Annotated in this window: 15 protein-coding genes and 1 pseudogene; 10 read left to right on the top strand and 6 right to left on the bottom strand. The window is 72.3% G+C overall.

Annotated elements, in window-relative coordinates; translation table 11 throughout:
* Positions 1–37: 37 nt before the first annotated feature.
* Positions 38–2,026: an acetate--CoA ligase gene (gene acs, locus ACIBPB_RS03870; protein WP_396838051.1), complete on the bottom strand. Its 1,989-nt coding sequence runs from the start codon at positions 2,024–2,026 to the stop codon at positions 38–40.
* Positions 2,027–2,328: 302 nt separating this feature from the next.
* Between acs and ACIBPB_RS03865 the strand changes: the two genes are divergently transcribed.
* A complete protein-coding gene (locus ACIBPB_RS03865) occupies positions 2,329–3,078 on the top strand; it encodes an oxidoreductase (RefSeq protein ID WP_396838050.1) in 750 nt (249 codons plus the stop codon).
* A gap of 216 nt (positions 3,079–3,294) precedes the next feature.
* On the opposite strand, the gene ACIBPB_RS03860 is transcribed toward ACIBPB_RS03865, so the two are convergent.
* From ACIBPB_RS03860 to wrbA, 5 genes are all read right to left on the bottom strand, one after another.
* Positions 3,295–4,104, bottom strand: a complete 810-nt coding sequence (locus ACIBPB_RS03860; RefSeq protein ID WP_396838049.1) for an HAD family hydrolase — start codon at positions 4,102–4,104, stop codon at positions 3,295–3,297.
* Positions 4,105–4,726: 622 nt separating this feature from the next.
* On the bottom strand, positions 4,727–5,047 hold the full coding sequence (locus tag ACIBPB_RS03855) for a hypothetical protein (protein ID WP_396838048.1): 321 nt from the start codon (positions 5,045–5,047) through the stop codon (positions 4,727–4,729).
* Positions 5,044–6,147 carry a WXG100 family type VII secretion target gene (locus tag ACIBPB_RS03850; RefSeq protein ID WP_396838047.1) on the bottom strand — a complete coding sequence of 368 codons (1,104 nt, stop codon included), beginning with the start codon at positions 6,145–6,147 and terminating at the stop codon, positions 5,044–5,046. Before ACIBPB_RS03850 ends, ACIBPB_RS03855 begins: the two co-directional genes overlap by 4 nt.
* Positions 6,144–6,476 carry a hypothetical protein gene (locus ACIBPB_RS03845; RefSeq protein ID WP_396838046.1) on the bottom strand — a complete coding sequence of 111 codons (333 nt, stop codon included), beginning with the start codon at positions 6,474–6,476 and terminating at the stop codon, positions 6,144–6,146. Before ACIBPB_RS03845 ends, ACIBPB_RS03850 begins: the two co-directional genes overlap by 4 nt.
* Before the next feature lie 252 nt (positions 6,477–6,728).
* A complete protein-coding gene (gene wrbA, locus ACIBPB_RS03840; protein WP_396838045.1) occupies positions 6,729–7,334 on the bottom strand; it encodes an NAD(P)H:quinone oxidoreductase in 606 nt (201 codons plus the stop codon).
* 281 nt (positions 7,335–7,615) lie between these two features.
* On the opposite strand from wrbA, the gene ssd reads away from it, so the two are divergent.
* The 9 genes and pseudogenes from ssd to ACIBPB_RS03795 all read left to right on the top strand — a co-directional run bounded on the left by ssd (position 7,616) and on the right by ACIBPB_RS03795 (position 13,899).
* Positions 7,616–8,719 carry a septum site-determining protein Ssd gene (gene ssd, locus ACIBPB_RS03835; RefSeq protein WP_396838044.1) on the top strand — a complete coding sequence of 368 codons (1,104 nt, stop codon included), beginning with the start codon at positions 7,616–7,618 and terminating at the stop codon, positions 8,717–8,719.
* A pseudogene (locus ACIBPB_RS03830) lies at positions 8,716–9,339 on the top strand (ATPase, T2SS/T4P/T4SS family); the annotation flags it as partial. The gene ssd and the pseudogene ACIBPB_RS03830, both read left to right, overlap by 4 nt.
* Positions 9,340–9,347: 8 nt before the next feature.
* Positions 9,348–10,742 carry a recombinase family protein gene (locus tag ACIBPB_RS03825; protein WP_396838043.1) on the top strand — a complete coding sequence of 465 codons (1,395 nt, stop codon included), beginning with the start codon at positions 9,348–9,350 and terminating at the stop codon, positions 10,740–10,742.
* Positions 10,743–10,877: 135 nt separating this feature from the next.
* Positions 10,878–11,219 carry a hypothetical protein gene (locus tag ACIBPB_RS03820; protein ID WP_396838042.1) on the top strand — a complete coding sequence of 114 codons (342 nt, stop codon included), beginning with the start codon at positions 10,878–10,880 and terminating at the stop codon, positions 11,217–11,219.
* Between the two features lie 119 nt (positions 11,220–11,338).
* The gene (locus tag ACIBPB_RS03815) at positions 11,339–11,572 is read left to right on the top strand and encodes a hypothetical protein (protein ID WP_396838041.1); all 234 of its coding nucleotides are present in this window, start codon (positions 11,339–11,341) and stop codon (positions 11,570–11,572) included.
* On the top strand, positions 11,559–11,912 hold the full coding sequence (locus ACIBPB_RS03810; protein WP_396838040.1) for a hypothetical protein: 354 nt from the start codon (positions 11,559–11,561) through the stop codon (positions 11,910–11,912). The genes ACIBPB_RS03815 and ACIBPB_RS03810 overlap by 14 nt, the downstream gene beginning before the upstream one ends.
* The gene (locus tag ACIBPB_RS03805; protein WP_396838039.1) at positions 11,909–13,048 is read left to right on the top strand and encodes a hypothetical protein; all 1,140 of its coding nucleotides are present in this window, start codon (positions 11,909–11,911) and stop codon (positions 13,046–13,048) included. The genes ACIBPB_RS03810 and ACIBPB_RS03805 overlap by 4 nt, the downstream gene beginning before the upstream one ends.
* 118 nt (positions 13,049–13,166) lie before the next feature.
* The gene (locus tag ACIBPB_RS03800) at positions 13,167–13,376 is read left to right on the top strand and encodes a hypothetical protein (RefSeq protein WP_396838038.1); all 210 of its coding nucleotides are present in this window, start codon (positions 13,167–13,169) and stop codon (positions 13,374–13,376) included.
* A gap of 283 nt (positions 13,377–13,659) precedes the next feature.
* Positions 13,660–13,899, top strand: a complete 240-nt coding sequence (locus ACIBPB_RS03795) for a hypothetical protein (protein WP_357329499.1) — start codon at positions 13,660–13,662, stop codon at positions 13,897–13,899.
* Positions 13,900–13,975 lie beyond the last annotated feature (76 nt).

The raw sequence follows: 13,975 nt of genomic DNA, 5'->3' as shown, positions 1-13,975 counted from the left end.
GTCCGGACCGCCACCCGCCTGATCGTCACCCGAGCCGTCAGTCCTCGTCGGACTTCCCGCCGCTCATGCCACTGGAGATCAGCTCCATCACCGAGGAGTCCTGGAGCGTGGTGACGTCGCCGAGCGAACGGTGCTCCGCCACGTCCCGCAGCAGCCGGCGCATGATCTTGCCGGAGCGGGTCTTCGGCAGCTCCGGCACCAGCATGATCTGCCGCGGCTTGGCGATCGGGCCGAGCGTCTTCGCCACGTGGTTGCGCAACTCGGCGATGAGCTGCTCGCCGGCGTCACCGGAGACCTCCGTGCTGCCGCGCGGGATGGCGAACGCCACGATCGCCTGCCCGGTGGTCGGGTCGGTCGCGCCGACCACCGCGGCCTCCGCCACCGACGGGTGGCTGACCAGCGCCGACTCGACCTCGGTGGTGGAGATGTTGTGGCCGGACACCAACATCACGTCGTCGACCCGGCCGAGCAGCCAGACGTGCCCGTCGTCGTCCTTCTTGGCCCCGTCGCCGGCGAAGTAGACCCAGTCGTCACCGATGTTGGCCCCGGCCCCGAAGCGCGACCAGTACGTCTCGAGGAACCGGTTGTCGTCGCCCCAGACGGTACGCAGCATCGACGGCCACGGCTCCTTGAGCACCAGGTAACCGCCGCCGCCGTTCGGCACCGACTGGCCCTGGTCGTCCACCACGTCGGCGACGATGCCCGGCAGCGCGGTCATCGCCGAGCCCGGCTTGGCCGCCGTGACCCCCGGCAGCGGGGAGATCATGATGGCGCCGGTCTCGGTCTGCCACCAGGTGTCCACCACCGGCAGCTCACCCCGGCCGACATGCTGGCGGTACCAGATCCACGCCTCCGGGTTGATCGGCTCACCGACGCTGCCGAGCAGGCGCAGCGAGGAGAGGTCGTACCCGGCGGGGATGTCCTCGCCCCACTTCATCATGGTGCGGATCAGGGTCGGCGCGGTGTACAGGATGGTGACCTTGTACTTGTCGACGATCTCCCAGAACCGGCCCTTGTGCGGGGTGTCCGGGGTGCCCTCGTACATGACCTGGGTGGCGCCGTTGGAGAGCGGGCCGTAGACGATGTACGAGTGGCCGGTGACCCAGCCGATGTCGGCCGTGCACCAGTAGACGTCGGTCTCCGGCTTCAGGTCGAAGACCGCGTGCGTGGTGTACGACGTCTGGGTCAGGTAGCCGCCGGTGGTGTGCAGGATGCCCTTCGGCCGGGCGGTGGTGCCGCTGGTGTAGAGGATGTAGAGCGGGTGCTCGGCGTCGAACGGCTGCGCGGTGTGCTCCGGCGAGGCGGTCTCCACCGTCTCGTGCCACCAGTGGTCCTTCCCCGACCAGGCGACCTCCTCGCCGGTGCGGCGGACCACCAGCACGTGCTCCACCGAGGGGCACTTCGCCACCGCCTCGTCCACGGTGGGCTTGAGCGCCGACGGCTTGCCCCGGCGGAAACCACCGTCCGCGGTGATCACCACCTTGGCGCTGGCGTCCTGGATCCGGTTGGTCAGCGCGTCGGCCGAGAAGCCGCCGAAGACCACGCTGTGCGTGGCGCCGATCCGGGCGCAGGCCAGCATGGCGACCGCCGCCTCCGGGATCATCGGCAGGTAGATCGCCACCCGGTCGCCGGCGCTCACGCCCAGATCGGTCAGCGCGTTCGCCGCCTGGCAGGTGAGCTGGTGCAGGTCGGCGTAGGTGAGGGTGCGGGTGTCCCCGGGCTCGCCCTCCCAGTGGATCGCCACCTTGTCGCCCCGGCCGGCCGCCACGTGCCGGTCCAGGCAGTTGTACGCCACGTTGAGCTGGCCGCCCACGAACCACTTCGCGAACGGCGCGTTCGACCAGTCGAGCACCTGGTCCCACTTCTTCGCCCAGGTCAGCCGATCGGCCTGCCGCTCCCAGAAGGCGAGTCGGTCACCGGCCGCCTCGGCGTACGCCTCGGCCTTGACGTTGGCGTTCGCGGCGAGCTCGGCCGGCGGCGGGAACTGGCGCGTCTCGTTCAGCAAGTTGGCCAATGCCTCGCTCATGCGATGACTCCTTCGTCGCGTGACCTGCGTCTCCTACCCGGGAGAGGTTAGTCGCGGCGCATCCCCGCCGCGACCGCCCGCCCGGCCCTGACGCGCCCAGCGGCCCTCCCACCGCGCCGGGTGGCGGCCCGGCCCGGCCCCCGCGCCGGCCGAGCCGGGCAGGCCACGGATTGCGGCAAGCTGTTGCTTCCCGGGGTCGGGTGGCACCGGTTTGCCGCAGCCCGGCGTCGGGCACCGTGGCCCGGGTCGCCTTCGCGCCGGGTGGCGCCCGGTCGGCCCGCCGGGCTGGATAGCGTGGCGGGGTGACCACCGACCCGCTCGCTCCGCTACTCGCGCTCGCCGACGTCGCGCCCGCCGTCGAAGCCGCCCGCGACCGGGTGGACCAGGCCCACCGACACCGCGCGCTGCGCCGGCACGGCGGGCAGGTCGCCGCCGAGGTCAGCCTCCGCTCGGCCGTGGCCAGCGCCGCGCTGGAGGGCCGCGGGCACGACCGCGAGGAGGTACGCGCCGGAACGGTCACCGATCCGGTGCTCCAGGGCGCGCTGCGGGTGGCCGGCGCGCTGCCCGGACTCAGCGACCTCTGGCCCCGGGCGCCCCGCCAGGTCCTCGCCCGGCTGCACGTGCTCGCCGCCCGGGACGTCCTGGCCGAGGCGGAGCTGGGCCGGCCGGTCGCCGACCCGGTGGTTGCCGCCCGCCTCGACGGACTGGCCGGCCTGGTGGCCGGCGGCACCAAGGTGCCGCCGCTGGTGCTCGCCGCCGTGGTGCACGGTGAACTGCTCAACCTGCGCCCGTTCCCCGGCCCGTCCGGGGTGGTGGCCCGGGCGGCCGCCCGGCTGGTGCTGATCTCGACCGGGTTCGACCCGCGTGGCCTGGTCGCCGTCGACGTCGGGCATCGCGAGCGGGAGCCCGAGTACGTCGGCGCGGCCGGTGCCTTCGCCACCGGCACGCCGGACGGGCTGCGCTCCTGGCTCCGCCACTACATGACCGCCGTGGAGATCGGCGCGGACCAGATAGGCGTCATCGGCGACGAGGTCCTCGCCGCTGCCTCCTGACTGCTTCCGACCATGTCGCGACCGGCCAGCCGACCGGTACGCCGTGCGGCGGCGACGGTTCCGGGGTGCTGCGGCGGTGACGGTTCCGAGGTGCGGCGGCGGTTGAGGGTCGCGGGTGTGGCGGTGGGCCGCGGCGGTGCCGGCCGGGTGGGGCCGCGGCCAGGCGGTCGGGGCGCTCGCGGCGGGTGCGGCGGTGCTGGCCGGGTGGGGCCGTGGTCAGGCGGTCGGGGTGGCGGCGGCGCGGGTGCGGCGGTGCCGGCCGTACCAGGCGATGCCGATGGCGACCCCGACCCCCACGCCGAGGGCCGCGGCGGCGACCGGGACGGCGGGGCGCTCGCGCAGCCGCCGGCCCAGCGGGACCGGGTGCCGGAACTCCAGCACCGGCCAGGAGTTCTCCACGGCCAGCTTGCGCAGCGCCCGGTCCGGGTTGACCACGGTGGGGTGGCCCACGCATTCCAGCAGCGGGCGGTCGCTGTACGAGTCGGAGTAGGCGTACGAGTCGGCCAGGTCGTAGCCGCGCGCCGTGGCCAGCTCGCCGACGGCGTCGACCTTGCTGGGGCCGGCCGCGTAGAACTCCACCTCGCCGCTGTACCGGCCGTCCTCGACGGCCATCCGGGTGGCGATCACGTCGGTCACCCCGAGCAGCTCACCGATCGGCCGGACCATCTCCTCGCCGGAGGCGGAGACCAGCACGACGTCCCGGCCGGCGGCCTGATGCTCCTCGATGAGGGCGGCGGCCTCGGCGTACACGTAGGGGTTGATCAGCTCGTGCAGCGTCTCGGCGACGATCTGCCGGACCTGGTCCACCTGCCAGCCCTTGCAGAGCGCGGCGAGGTAGTCCCGGGTGCGGGCCATGGTCTGCTCGTCGGTGCCGCCCAGCCGGAACATCAGCTGGGCGTACGCCGACTTGACGACGTCACGCCGGGTGATCAGCCCGTCCCGGTAGAAGGGCCGGCCGAACGCCAGAGCGCTCGACTTGGCGATGACGGTCTTGTCGAGATCGAAGAAAGCGGCGCTTCGGCCCACGGCGCGAAAGTCTAGCCGTAGGACCGGCGTTCGGCGGGCGCCCGGGGACTCCCGAAGGTGAGGATCTGTCGTCACTCTGTGCATAGAGTGACCGCAGTCACACTATCTGGACATGAATTAGCGGTGGGTGGACCGAACACCACTCGACGTATAAGGGGTCGCTGCGGCATGCTAGTCCGCGACGAGATTTCACTTCTCGTCGCAGCGAGGCCCTCGGCGGTTGCACCCCCCGTAACCGCTGAGTTGGTTCGGCTCGACCCCCCCGGAGCCGAACCTCCGACGACCCCCGTCTCCCCCCGACGGGGGTCGTCCCTATCTGGGAGCGCTGCTCCGCAGCGGGTCACGGCAACAGGTCGGGACGAGGGCGAACGGATCACACCGGACGAGCGTCGAGAACCTGCAAGCGGGAGGGCTGCTCGTCGGTCGGGAACGCCACGTGGCGGAACACCTCGCCCGACTTCCGGCGAGTGGGGCGGATCGGCTCGCTGATGACCGTTCCGGATCGTCGCTGGGCCGTCTGGCCGCGACCGGGCCGCCAAGGATCGACCACTATGACTGACGGCGACCGGCTAGTACGCGAAAGTGGGCAGGTCAGCCACGGGGCGGCAGCGGACGCCTGGCGTCAGCCGCTCGACCGGACATCGTGCGCTCCGGGCCGCGCTTCGGCGTCCCGGTCGTCGCCGTAGGCGGTGGCTTCGAGCTCCTGGCGTTCTTCCGGGTCGAGCTGGCTGTAGTAGGCCCAGAAGCTGCCGAAGGCCTCGCCGACCGCGCCGCCGTACGTGCTGGTGAGGGCGGCGGCCCGGAGCGAGATGTCGCCCTTGAGGATCCCGCGCGCCAGCTCGCGGAGTTCCGGTTGTGGGCTGTCGGCGAGCCGGTGGAGGCTGTCGCGCAGGGCCTGGGCCCGTCGCGGGTCGTTGCCGGCGATGTCCGCGATGTCGCTCATCGGGCGGCCCCGGCCCCGACGAGGGGATGGTCGTAGCCGTTGCTGCCGGGCAGCGCGGGCAGCTTGACGGATTCGAGGTCACCGAGCCGGTGCGTCAGCGCGGACCGGAACGCGAGGACGGCGGCGCTGGCGTGTTGGTAGAGCTGGGTGGCCTGGCCCCACAGCCGGAGCATGTTGGCGACTTCCACGGCGGCTACGCCGTACCCGATGACGGCGCCGACGCCGGTGGCCGCGGTGATGGTCCCGGCGGCGGCGGAGATGCCGGCGATGATGGCCGCGTCGATGAGGCCCTTGATGATGCCGCCGATCGATTCGCCGATCGACCAGACGGAATCCGCCATGATCTTGTACTCGTTGCCGATGTCGTTGAGCGGCCCCCGCAGGGCGGCGGTGGCGCCGGCCAGCTGGGTGAAGTAGCCGTGCGCGGCGTCCCCCGCCTGGCCCTGCCACGTCTGGTGCAGCGTCGCGGCGCCGGTCTGGACGTTGAGGGCCAGGTCGTGCAGGGCGTTGCCGGCGTTGGCGAGTACGGGCTGCATGGTGGCGAGGGCTTCCCAGTTGCCGAACAGGCGTTCCTGGAGCCAGGAGATCGGGTCGAAGCCGAAGACGGCGTCGAAGCCCTTCATGGCCCAGGACGCCGGGCTGATGTAGTCCATCCAGCCGAGCGCGTTCGGGGGTGAGTCCGGCTCCGGGGGCGGGGTGAGGCTGCCGGTCACATCGCGCAGGTCGACGAAGGGCGGTGGGGGGCAGGTCAGGGTGGTGAGTTCCTGCTCCAGCGCGGTCGGCGGCTGGCAGGGGACCGCACCCGGGAGGGTGCGATCCAGATCGGACGCTGCCCCGAGGTCGGTTTTCCGGTAGTAGGCGGCGGCGGCCGACAACTCCGGGTCGGAGGCGTCGAGCAGGATGGTCAGCCGCTTCATCGTGTCCGCGATGACGGTGCTGGCGTGCCGGTGACCGTCGGCGGCGATGGCGATCAGTTCGCCGCCGCTGGCCTCCTTCGTGTGGCTACCGATGTAGCCCGAAATCGCGGTCGCGTCGCCGCTCGCGCGGTCCACTTGACGGGCGTAATTGACCAGCGCCGCTGGTTCGACCTGGAAGCTCACGAGTCGAGCACCGTGGCGACGAGAACCAGACCGGCCAGCCCGAGCACCACGAGCGCGCTCGACGCCAGCAGCAGCCTGACCGCCAGTGTGTGCTGGTGGCGGGCCGGGTAGTAGGCGGCCCCGACCAGGCCGGCGAGGACAAGAACGAGCATCGGGATCAGTCGCCGGCCGTCCGCCTCGCCGATGACCGTGGCGAATACGCCGACGAAGCCGAAGAAGATCGCCACGTTGGCAACGGCGTTCCGGAGGTTGGCATATGCCGTGACCTGCAGATCGGCGACCGCGCCGCGAATGTCCTGTTCGGCTTGTGCGCGCTCCTCGGCAGACATGGACCTGCGAGGCTTTCGCCGGCTCTTGTTACTCCCCGTCACGGCAGCGACGATAGCAACATCAGCCGGTGGGGACTGTCCCTGCGACTCGCGCACCAGGGCAGCGCGGAAGTGCCTCTGCGGCGGTGGTGCCCGGCCGGCATGCCCGTCCCGGCACGGCCATCGGACGTCCTGCAATGCGGCCATGGTCCGCGACGAGATCTCCGCCGGTGTCCGGCTCGCGCTGCGGCGGCCGGGCACCGGCGGGGCCGGTCAGGCGTTGAGCTTGCCGGCGATCCGGACGACCCGCTCGGCCATGTGGTCGAGGGCGGCGAACTGCGCGTCGCCCAGGGGCGCGTCGTTGCTTCCGCCGGTGACGTGCGAGACGCCGTACGGGTTGCCGTCGGCGAACTTCAGCGGGTCGGTGTAGCCGGGGGCGACGACGAGGCCGCCGAAGTGGTGGATCGTGTTGTAGAGCGCGAGCAGCGTGGACTCCTGGCCGCCGTGGGCGGTCATGGAGGCGGTGAAGCCCGCGTACACCTTGTCGGCCAGCAGGCCCTGCGCCCACTGCGGGCCGAGGGTGTCGATGAACTGCTTGAGCTGGCTGGCGACGTTGCCGTAACGGGTCGGCGTGCCGAACAGGACCGCGTCGGCCCAGACGATGTCGTCGGCGGTGGCCTTCGGCTCGTTCCGGGTGGCGTCGAAGTGCTGGCTCCAGGCGGCGTTGGCGGCGATGGCCTCCTCGGGGGCGAGTTCCGGGACCTGGCGCAGCCGCACCTCGGCGCCGGCCTTCTCGCCGGCCTCGGCGAGCCGCTTGGCCATGGCATGGATCGTGCCGGTGGAGGAGTAGTAGATGACGGCGAGCTTGGTCTGTGCCATCGGGGCGTTCCTTCCGCAGGATAGTTGTCAGCGATAAATTTGCGCTGTCAACAATAGTGTAGCCCCTGGTCGGGCCGGCGTTCACCGGGGTCCGAAAGAGATCGCCGCCGATGGCTGGGCGCCTCGGAGGGGCCGACCGCGCATAGCAGATCCACTCCGGCGGTGGCGGGCCGTCCACAGCCGCCCCCGTCATCCACAGGCGCGGGCGGCGCGACGGCCGCCCGCCGCCCGGCCCGCCAGGCTTCCCCCAGCACCCCGAGCCCGACCGCTGGAGGCCGCCCATGCCGCCCCGTACGCCGCTCCCGCCGCACCGCCGTCTTCCCCTGCTCGTCACCGCCGACGGTGACCTCCTCGACGAACTGCTCCGGCTCGCCGCGGCCGGCGGCACGGAGGTCGAACTGGCCGCCGACCCGGCCGGTGCCCGGGCCCGGTGGACCCCGGCCCCGCTGGTGCTCGTCGGCGCCGACCAGGCCCAGGCCTGCCTGCGGGCCCGCCTGCCGCGGCGGCCACGCACCGTGCTGGTCGGCCGCTCCGGCCACCTCGATCCGGGTACGCAGCTCGCCGAGCTGATCGGCGCCGAGCACGTCGCCACCCTGCCGGCCGCCGAGCCCTGGCTGGTCGACCGGTTCGCCGAGTGCGCCGCCGACCCGTCCGACAGCGGGCTCGCCCGGGTGGTGGCGGTGCTCGGCGGCCGGGGCGGCGCCGGCGCCAGCGTGCTCGCCGGCGGCCTCGCGGTCACCGCGGCCCGGGCCCGGCGGCGCACCCTGCTGGTGGACGCCGACCCGCTCGGCGGCGGCCTCGACCTGGTGCTCGGCTGGGAGCAACTGGAAGGGCTGCGCTGGCCCAGCCTCACCGGCACCGACGGCCGGGTCGACCCGCCGTCGCTGGTCCGCGCCCTGCCCAGCCGGGGCGACCTCGTCGTCGTCTCCTGGGACCGGGGCGACCTGCTCTGCGTGCCCGCCGAGGCGATGGCCGCCACCATCGACGCCGGCCGTCGGGGCCGCGACGTGGTGGTGCTCGACCTGCCCCGGCACCTGGACGACGCGGCGGTCGTCGCGTTGCAGTCGGCGGACCGCGCCCTGGTGGTCGTACCCGCCGAGCTGCGGGCCACCGCGGCCGCCGCCCGGGTGGTCGCCGAGGCGGCCCCGCACTGCGCCGCCCTCTCCGTGGTGGTGCGGGGTCCCGCCCCCGGCCGGCTCAAGGCCACCGAGGTGGCCCGGGCGCTCGGTCTGCCCCTGGCCGGCACGCTCCGCCCGGAGCCGGGACTGTGCCGCGGGCTCGAACGCGGCGAGGCGCCGGCCGCCGCCGGCAAGGGCCCGCTGGCCGCGCTCTGCCAGCGCCTCCTGGGCGAGCTGACCGGGTCGCCCGTGACGGGTGCGGCGTGACCGGCCCGGCCGACTCCGGGGAGCTGGCGGTCCGGGTGCGGCACCGCTTCGCCGCCGCGGCCACCCCGGTCACCCCGGCCGCGATCGTCACCGCCGTACGCGCCGAGTCGGGTGCCGCCGTGCTCGGCGACACCGCCCTGCTGCGCATCGCCGACCGGGTGCACGACGACCTCGTGGGAGCCGGGCCGCTGGCCCCGCTGCTCGCCGACCCTCAGGTCACCGACGTCCTGGTGAACGGCACCCGGGTGTGGGTCGACCGCGGGCGGGGGCTCCACCAGGTGGCCGTGCCGCTCGGCACCGTCGACGACGTACGCCGGCTGGCCCAGCGGCTGGTGGCCGCCGCCGGGCGACGGCTCGACGACGGGTCCCCGTACGCCGACGCCCGGCTGCCCGACGGCACCCGGCTGCACGCGGTGCTGCCGCCGGTCGCGACCGATGGGCCGTACCTGTCCCTGCGTACCTTCCGGCAGCGACCGTTCAGCCTCGACGAGCTGGTCGAGCGGGGCACCGTGCCGCGCCCGGTGGCGCCGGTGCTCGCCGCTCTCGTGGCGGCCCGGCTGGCGTACCTGGTCACCGGCGGCACCGGGTCCGGCAAGACTAGCCGTGCAGTTGTGCTACTGTCCAGCGCATGAGGAAACGACCTGCCGCGAAGTACCGGCGGATCTCCCAGGACCGCGAAGGTCAAGAGCTCGGCGTACAGCGCCAAGACGAAGACCTCGACGCGCTCGCCGAGCGTCGCGGTCTGGTCTACGTCGCCGACTTCGTAGACAACGACCTCGGCGCGTCGAGCCGGTCCCGCAAGCCGCGGCCGGAGTACCGCCGGATGCTCGAAGCCGCCCGGGCTGGCCAGTTCGAGGTGATCGCCGCGTACACAACCGGCCGACTCACCCGACGCCCGCGAGAGTTCGAGGACCTGATCGACCTGGCCACGGAGCACGGCGTCGAGTTCGCCTACATCCGTTCGCCCGAGTTCGACCTCACCACCGCTCAGGGCCGTCGGATCGCGCGGACCCTTGCCGCCCAGGACGCTGGCGAGGCAGAGGAGATGGGCGAGCGAGTTGCCCGCGCCGCCCAGCAGCGCGCCGAACGCGGACTCAACCACGGCGGCCGGCGCTGCTTCGGCTACACCAAGGATGGCCTACAACTGGAGCCCGCCGAGGCCGCCGAGGTCGCCAAGATGGCCGAGCAGCTGCTCGCCGGAGTACCGCTCGGCGCGGTCACCCGCGACCTCAACAACCGGGGTGTGGTCACGGTCCGGGGCATGAAGTGGACGCCGGGCACGGCGCGGGACCTGCTCCGGCGGCCCCGGCTCGCCGGGCTGTCCGAGTACCGCGGCCAGGTCGTCGGCAAGGGTCAGTGGCCAGCCATCCTCACCGAGGAAACGCACGCGGCACTGGTCACCCTGCTCAACGACCCGTCACGGCGCACCACCACCGGCAACCGGGCCGCCTACCTGCTCAGCGGCATCGCCCGGTGCGGGAAGTGCGGCGGGTCAATCACGTCCGCCGGCATCAAGCGCGATCGGGAGAGCGACGGCTACCGCTACATCTACAAGTGTCGGGCTGGCGCATGCGTGGGCCGGCGCCGGGATTGGGTCGACGACTACGTGACCGAGCTGGCCATTGCCCGGCTGGCTCGGCCTGATGCCCGCGACCTCCTGGTCGACGACAACCGGCCCGACGTGCCAGCACTGCGCGAGGAATCCCTCGCCCTTCGGGTGCGGCTCGACGACCTGGCCGCCGCGTTCGCCGATGGCGCGATCGACCGTGGCCAACTGCGCGCCGGATCGGAGCGCATCCGCGCCCGGCTCGACGAGATCGAGGCTGCGATCTCGCACAGCAGCCGCGCGCCCGTGCTCGCCGAGCTGGTCGACGCCGACGACGTACGGGCGGTGTGGGACCAACTGCCCCTGGAGCGGCAGCGGGCCGTGATCCAGACCTTGATGACCGTGACGCTCCAGCCGGGCGGCAGCGGCCGCCGCGAGTTCGACCCCAGCAAGGTGGAGATCACCTGGAACACCTGACCGACAACTGAAACGGTGCGCCCCCGGCGGTGCTCGCAACACCAACCGGGGACGACTTGATCACTCACCCTCCCTAGAAGGGCAAGCGACCCATGCACGATCGTATCGGCATACCCGCACGACAGGAGAGCACCCATGATCCTGCGCCTACGGTGCCCGTGCGGACGGAACCTGGCCGACGTGACCCGGCCCGGCTGGGCCGGCAGGCTCACCAACCCGGACTGGACCCGCGACGGCCTGTTGGTCACACCGCGCCCCAACGTTCGGCAGCAGGACTACCGCCCGTGGGAGGCGGCGAACCACGGCGATCCGGCGCCGGAGACGGCGTGGGACTGGCACGACCGGACGTACCGGTGGGAGTGCCGGTGCGGGGAAACGTGGAAACTCCGGCACGAGCGGATCACGGCGGTCTGGGCGCGACACACCGGCCCGGGCCGGCGGAGTCTGGTGGTCGTGACGCTTTCCCAGATCATGTAAGCTCTTCGAACAGCAGATCGAATGCGGTAGGACGCCGCCCGGGACGCACCCAGGACACCCGGACAAAGCCTGGGGCAGGTGACCAGCTCTCAGCGGAGCAGGTCGGAGGAACCTGCCCTATGGCCGCGAAGTCACAGCCTCGCCGCAACGCCGCCGCGACCGTCGCCATCATCGAGCGCTGGCACGGACCCGAAGACCCCCGGCTTCCCGACCTGCGCCGCGACCTACGCGCCGCCGAGCTGGAAGAGCACATCCGCCGCCTGGTCGACACCGCGCCGCCGCTCACCCACGAGCAGCGCGCCCGCCTCGCCGCCCTCCTCACGAACGGGGGTGGCCAGAGTGCAGCCGCATGAGAAAAGCCGCCCCGCGGGCAACGGGGCGGCCATCCAGCAGTCCGACGAGACCAAGCTGAGTCTACCGCTCGGGTGGCACCAGCAGACCGAATGGGAAGGCCAGTGGCACTTCGCCGAGGGGTTCGCCGCCGGCTACGCCGCCGCTGAGAAGGCCATCGCCGAGGAGATCACCCGCGCAGTCGGCGTGAAGCCGTACAGCCCGCGTGGCGTCATCCGGTGGCTGTGCCGCTGCATCGACCTCGACAAGCGGGAACTCCGAGCCGAGCCGTACAGCTCGCCGGAGAACGGCGCCACGCTGACCGTCGAGGAGCGGGACCTGTTCGGGAGGGCAGCCGCGTGACCACCATCGAGCAGGTACACGACACCTTCACCCGCTGGCTGGGCAAGGAGTACGACCTCGACGCCCTCGACGCCGTGCTCGCCACCGCAGCAGTTCACCACCTCACCGGCGACCCGACGTGGCTGCTGGTCATCTCCGGCTCGGGCAACGCGAAGACGGAGACCGTCGGCGCGCTCGGCGGGAAGGCCATCATCACCAGCACGATCACCAGCGAGGGTGCGCTGCTGTCGGCCGCCTCCCAGAAGGAGAAGGCCAAGGACGCGACCGGCGGACTCCTACGCCGGGTCGGCACCAACGGCACCCTCGTGATCAAGGACTTCACCAGCATCCTGTCGATGAACCGGGACAGCCGCGCCGCCGTGCTCGCCGCGCTCCGCGAGGTGTACGACGGCAGGTGGGAGCGCAACGTCGGCACCGACGGCGGGCGCACCCTCACCTGGTCGGGTCGCATGGTCCTCATCGGTGCGGTCACCACCGCCTACGACGCGGCGCACGGCGTCATCTCCGCGATGGGCGACCGGTTCGCCCTCGTGCGGATGGACTCCACCTCCGGCCGCCGGGAAGCCGGCCGCCAGGCGCTGGCCAACGTCGGCCGCGAAGTCGAGATGCGCACCGAGCTGGAGACGGCGGCCAGCAGCATCCTCGATGCGCTGGACGGGTGCCGCGCCGACCTCACCGACGACGACATGAACGAGCTGCTGGACGTGGCCGACCTGGTGACCCTGGCCCGTACGGCGGTGGAGCGGGACTACCAGGGCAACGTGCTCGACGCCCACGCCCCGGAGATGCCCACCCGCTTCGCCAAGCAGCTCGGGCAGATCATCCGGGGTGGCATGGCACTCGGGATGAGCCGCGAGCACGCCCGCCGGATCGCGCTGCGGGTCGCCCGGGACACCATGCCGCCGCTGCGCCGCCTGGTGCTGCTCGACGTGGCCGACAACCCGTACACCAACTGCGCCGACGCGGTGAAGCGTCTCCAGCGGCCACGCAAGACCGTCGACCGGGTGCTCCAGGAGCTTCACGCCCTGGGGCTGCTGGAGATCGACGACCGGGACCGTGGATGGCGGTACCGCCTGGACATCGAGACGGTCGACAAGGAAACCCTCGACCTCTTCCGGGAGGTGGACCGTGCGTAGGGGTGGTGACAAATCTGGCCACTCGCCAATGGCCAGAAATGTCAGTAGGGATACCTCGGATGAGTGGCCAGAAATGTCAGTAGCTCGGTATGCCGTCGTCAACCTAACCACCGGCGCAGTGCTCGACCAGGCCGACGACCTAGACGACGCGATCGAACGCCTCGACGACGCCGTGTTCTGGCGCGACGAAGAGGACGACGACGGCAGCGACCCAGACGTGGTGGTGGTCGACCTCGACCGAGGCGAGATGTGCGAGGTCGACAACGGACACGTCGTCCGCTCATGGCTCGACGCCTTCACCGGAACGTGGCGACGGAGACTCGCATGACCAGCATCAGCCCGCTCAGAGCCACGCAGAGCCAAGATCTCCGGTCGGTTGGGGTGATGGGCAGGACCAGGGGGGCGGTAGGCGTCCGGGCGAGGACCGTTCCTGACCCTCAGCACTACCGTCAGGCGTTTCTCCCCCCGCGACGCCGTGACGCTGGGGCGTAACGCGTGACGCCCCAGATGTTCCGCACACAGATTCCCGCCATAGGGACGGATGGGTCGCGACCTGCGGTTTTGCGTCCGACCCCCGCGCCCCGGGTGCGCCGTGACGGGAGGCGTGACGCGTGACGCGTGACCACGACGACGTGACGGGAGCCGCGGTCGCGGTGCTGTCGGCGATGGCTCGGGGTGACGTGGCTGGCGCTGACGCGGTGCTGGCCACCGTGGACCCGTGGGCGCTGGCCGGGTGGCTGCTCGGGCTGGTCGACCAGCTCGGCCCGGCGGCGTTCGGTGACCGTGAGCGGTACCTGGAGGTACTGGCCGCGTGGCGGCCGGGGCAACGGCTCGGCGACACCACCGAGTGACCTATGATCGATCTGCCACCGGGCCGCGCCCGGGGCCGGCGCCGCGGGCCGCGCAAGCCTCCCGCCCCGTCGACCA

The organism is Micromonospora sp. NPDC049836 (genome assembly GCF_044465125.1).
In the GTDB taxonomy this organism is placed as follows: Bacteria; Actinomycetota; Actinomycetes; order Mycobacteriales; family Micromonosporaceae; genus Micromonospora.
This window is presented reverse-complemented; position numbering and strand designations above follow the sequence as displayed.

Coding starts and splice junctions, on each gene's coding strand:
- acs (WP_396838051.1), bottom strand. CDS start 2,026: ATGAGCGAGGCATTGGCCAACTTGCTGAACGAGACGCGCCAGTTCCCG.
- ACIBPB_RS03855 (WP_396838048.1), bottom strand. CDS start 5,047: ATGAGCGACATCGCGGACATCGCCGGCAACGACCCGCGACGGGCCCAG.
- ACIBPB_RS03845 (WP_396838046.1), bottom strand. CDS start 6,476: ATGTCTGCCGAGGAGCGCGCACAAGCCGAACAGGACATTCGCGGCGCG.
- wrbA (WP_396838045.1), bottom strand. CDS start 7,334: ATGGCACAGACCAAGCTCGCCGTCATCTACTACTCCTCCACCGGCACG.
- ssd (WP_396838044.1), top strand. CDS start 7,616: ATGCCGCCCCGTACGCCGCTCCCGCCGCACCGCCGTCTTCCCCTGCTC.
- ACIBPB_RS03825 (WP_396838043.1), top strand. CDS start 9,348: ATGAGGAAACGACCTGCCGCGAAGTACCGGCGGATCTCCCAGGACCGC.
- ACIBPB_RS03820 (WP_396838042.1), top strand. CDS start 10,878: ATGATCCTGCGCCTACGGTGCCCGTGCGGACGGAACCTGGCCGACGTG.
- ACIBPB_RS03815 (WP_396838041.1), top strand. CDS start 11,339: ATGGCCGCGAAGTCACAGCCTCGCCGCAACGCCGCCGCGACCGTCGCC.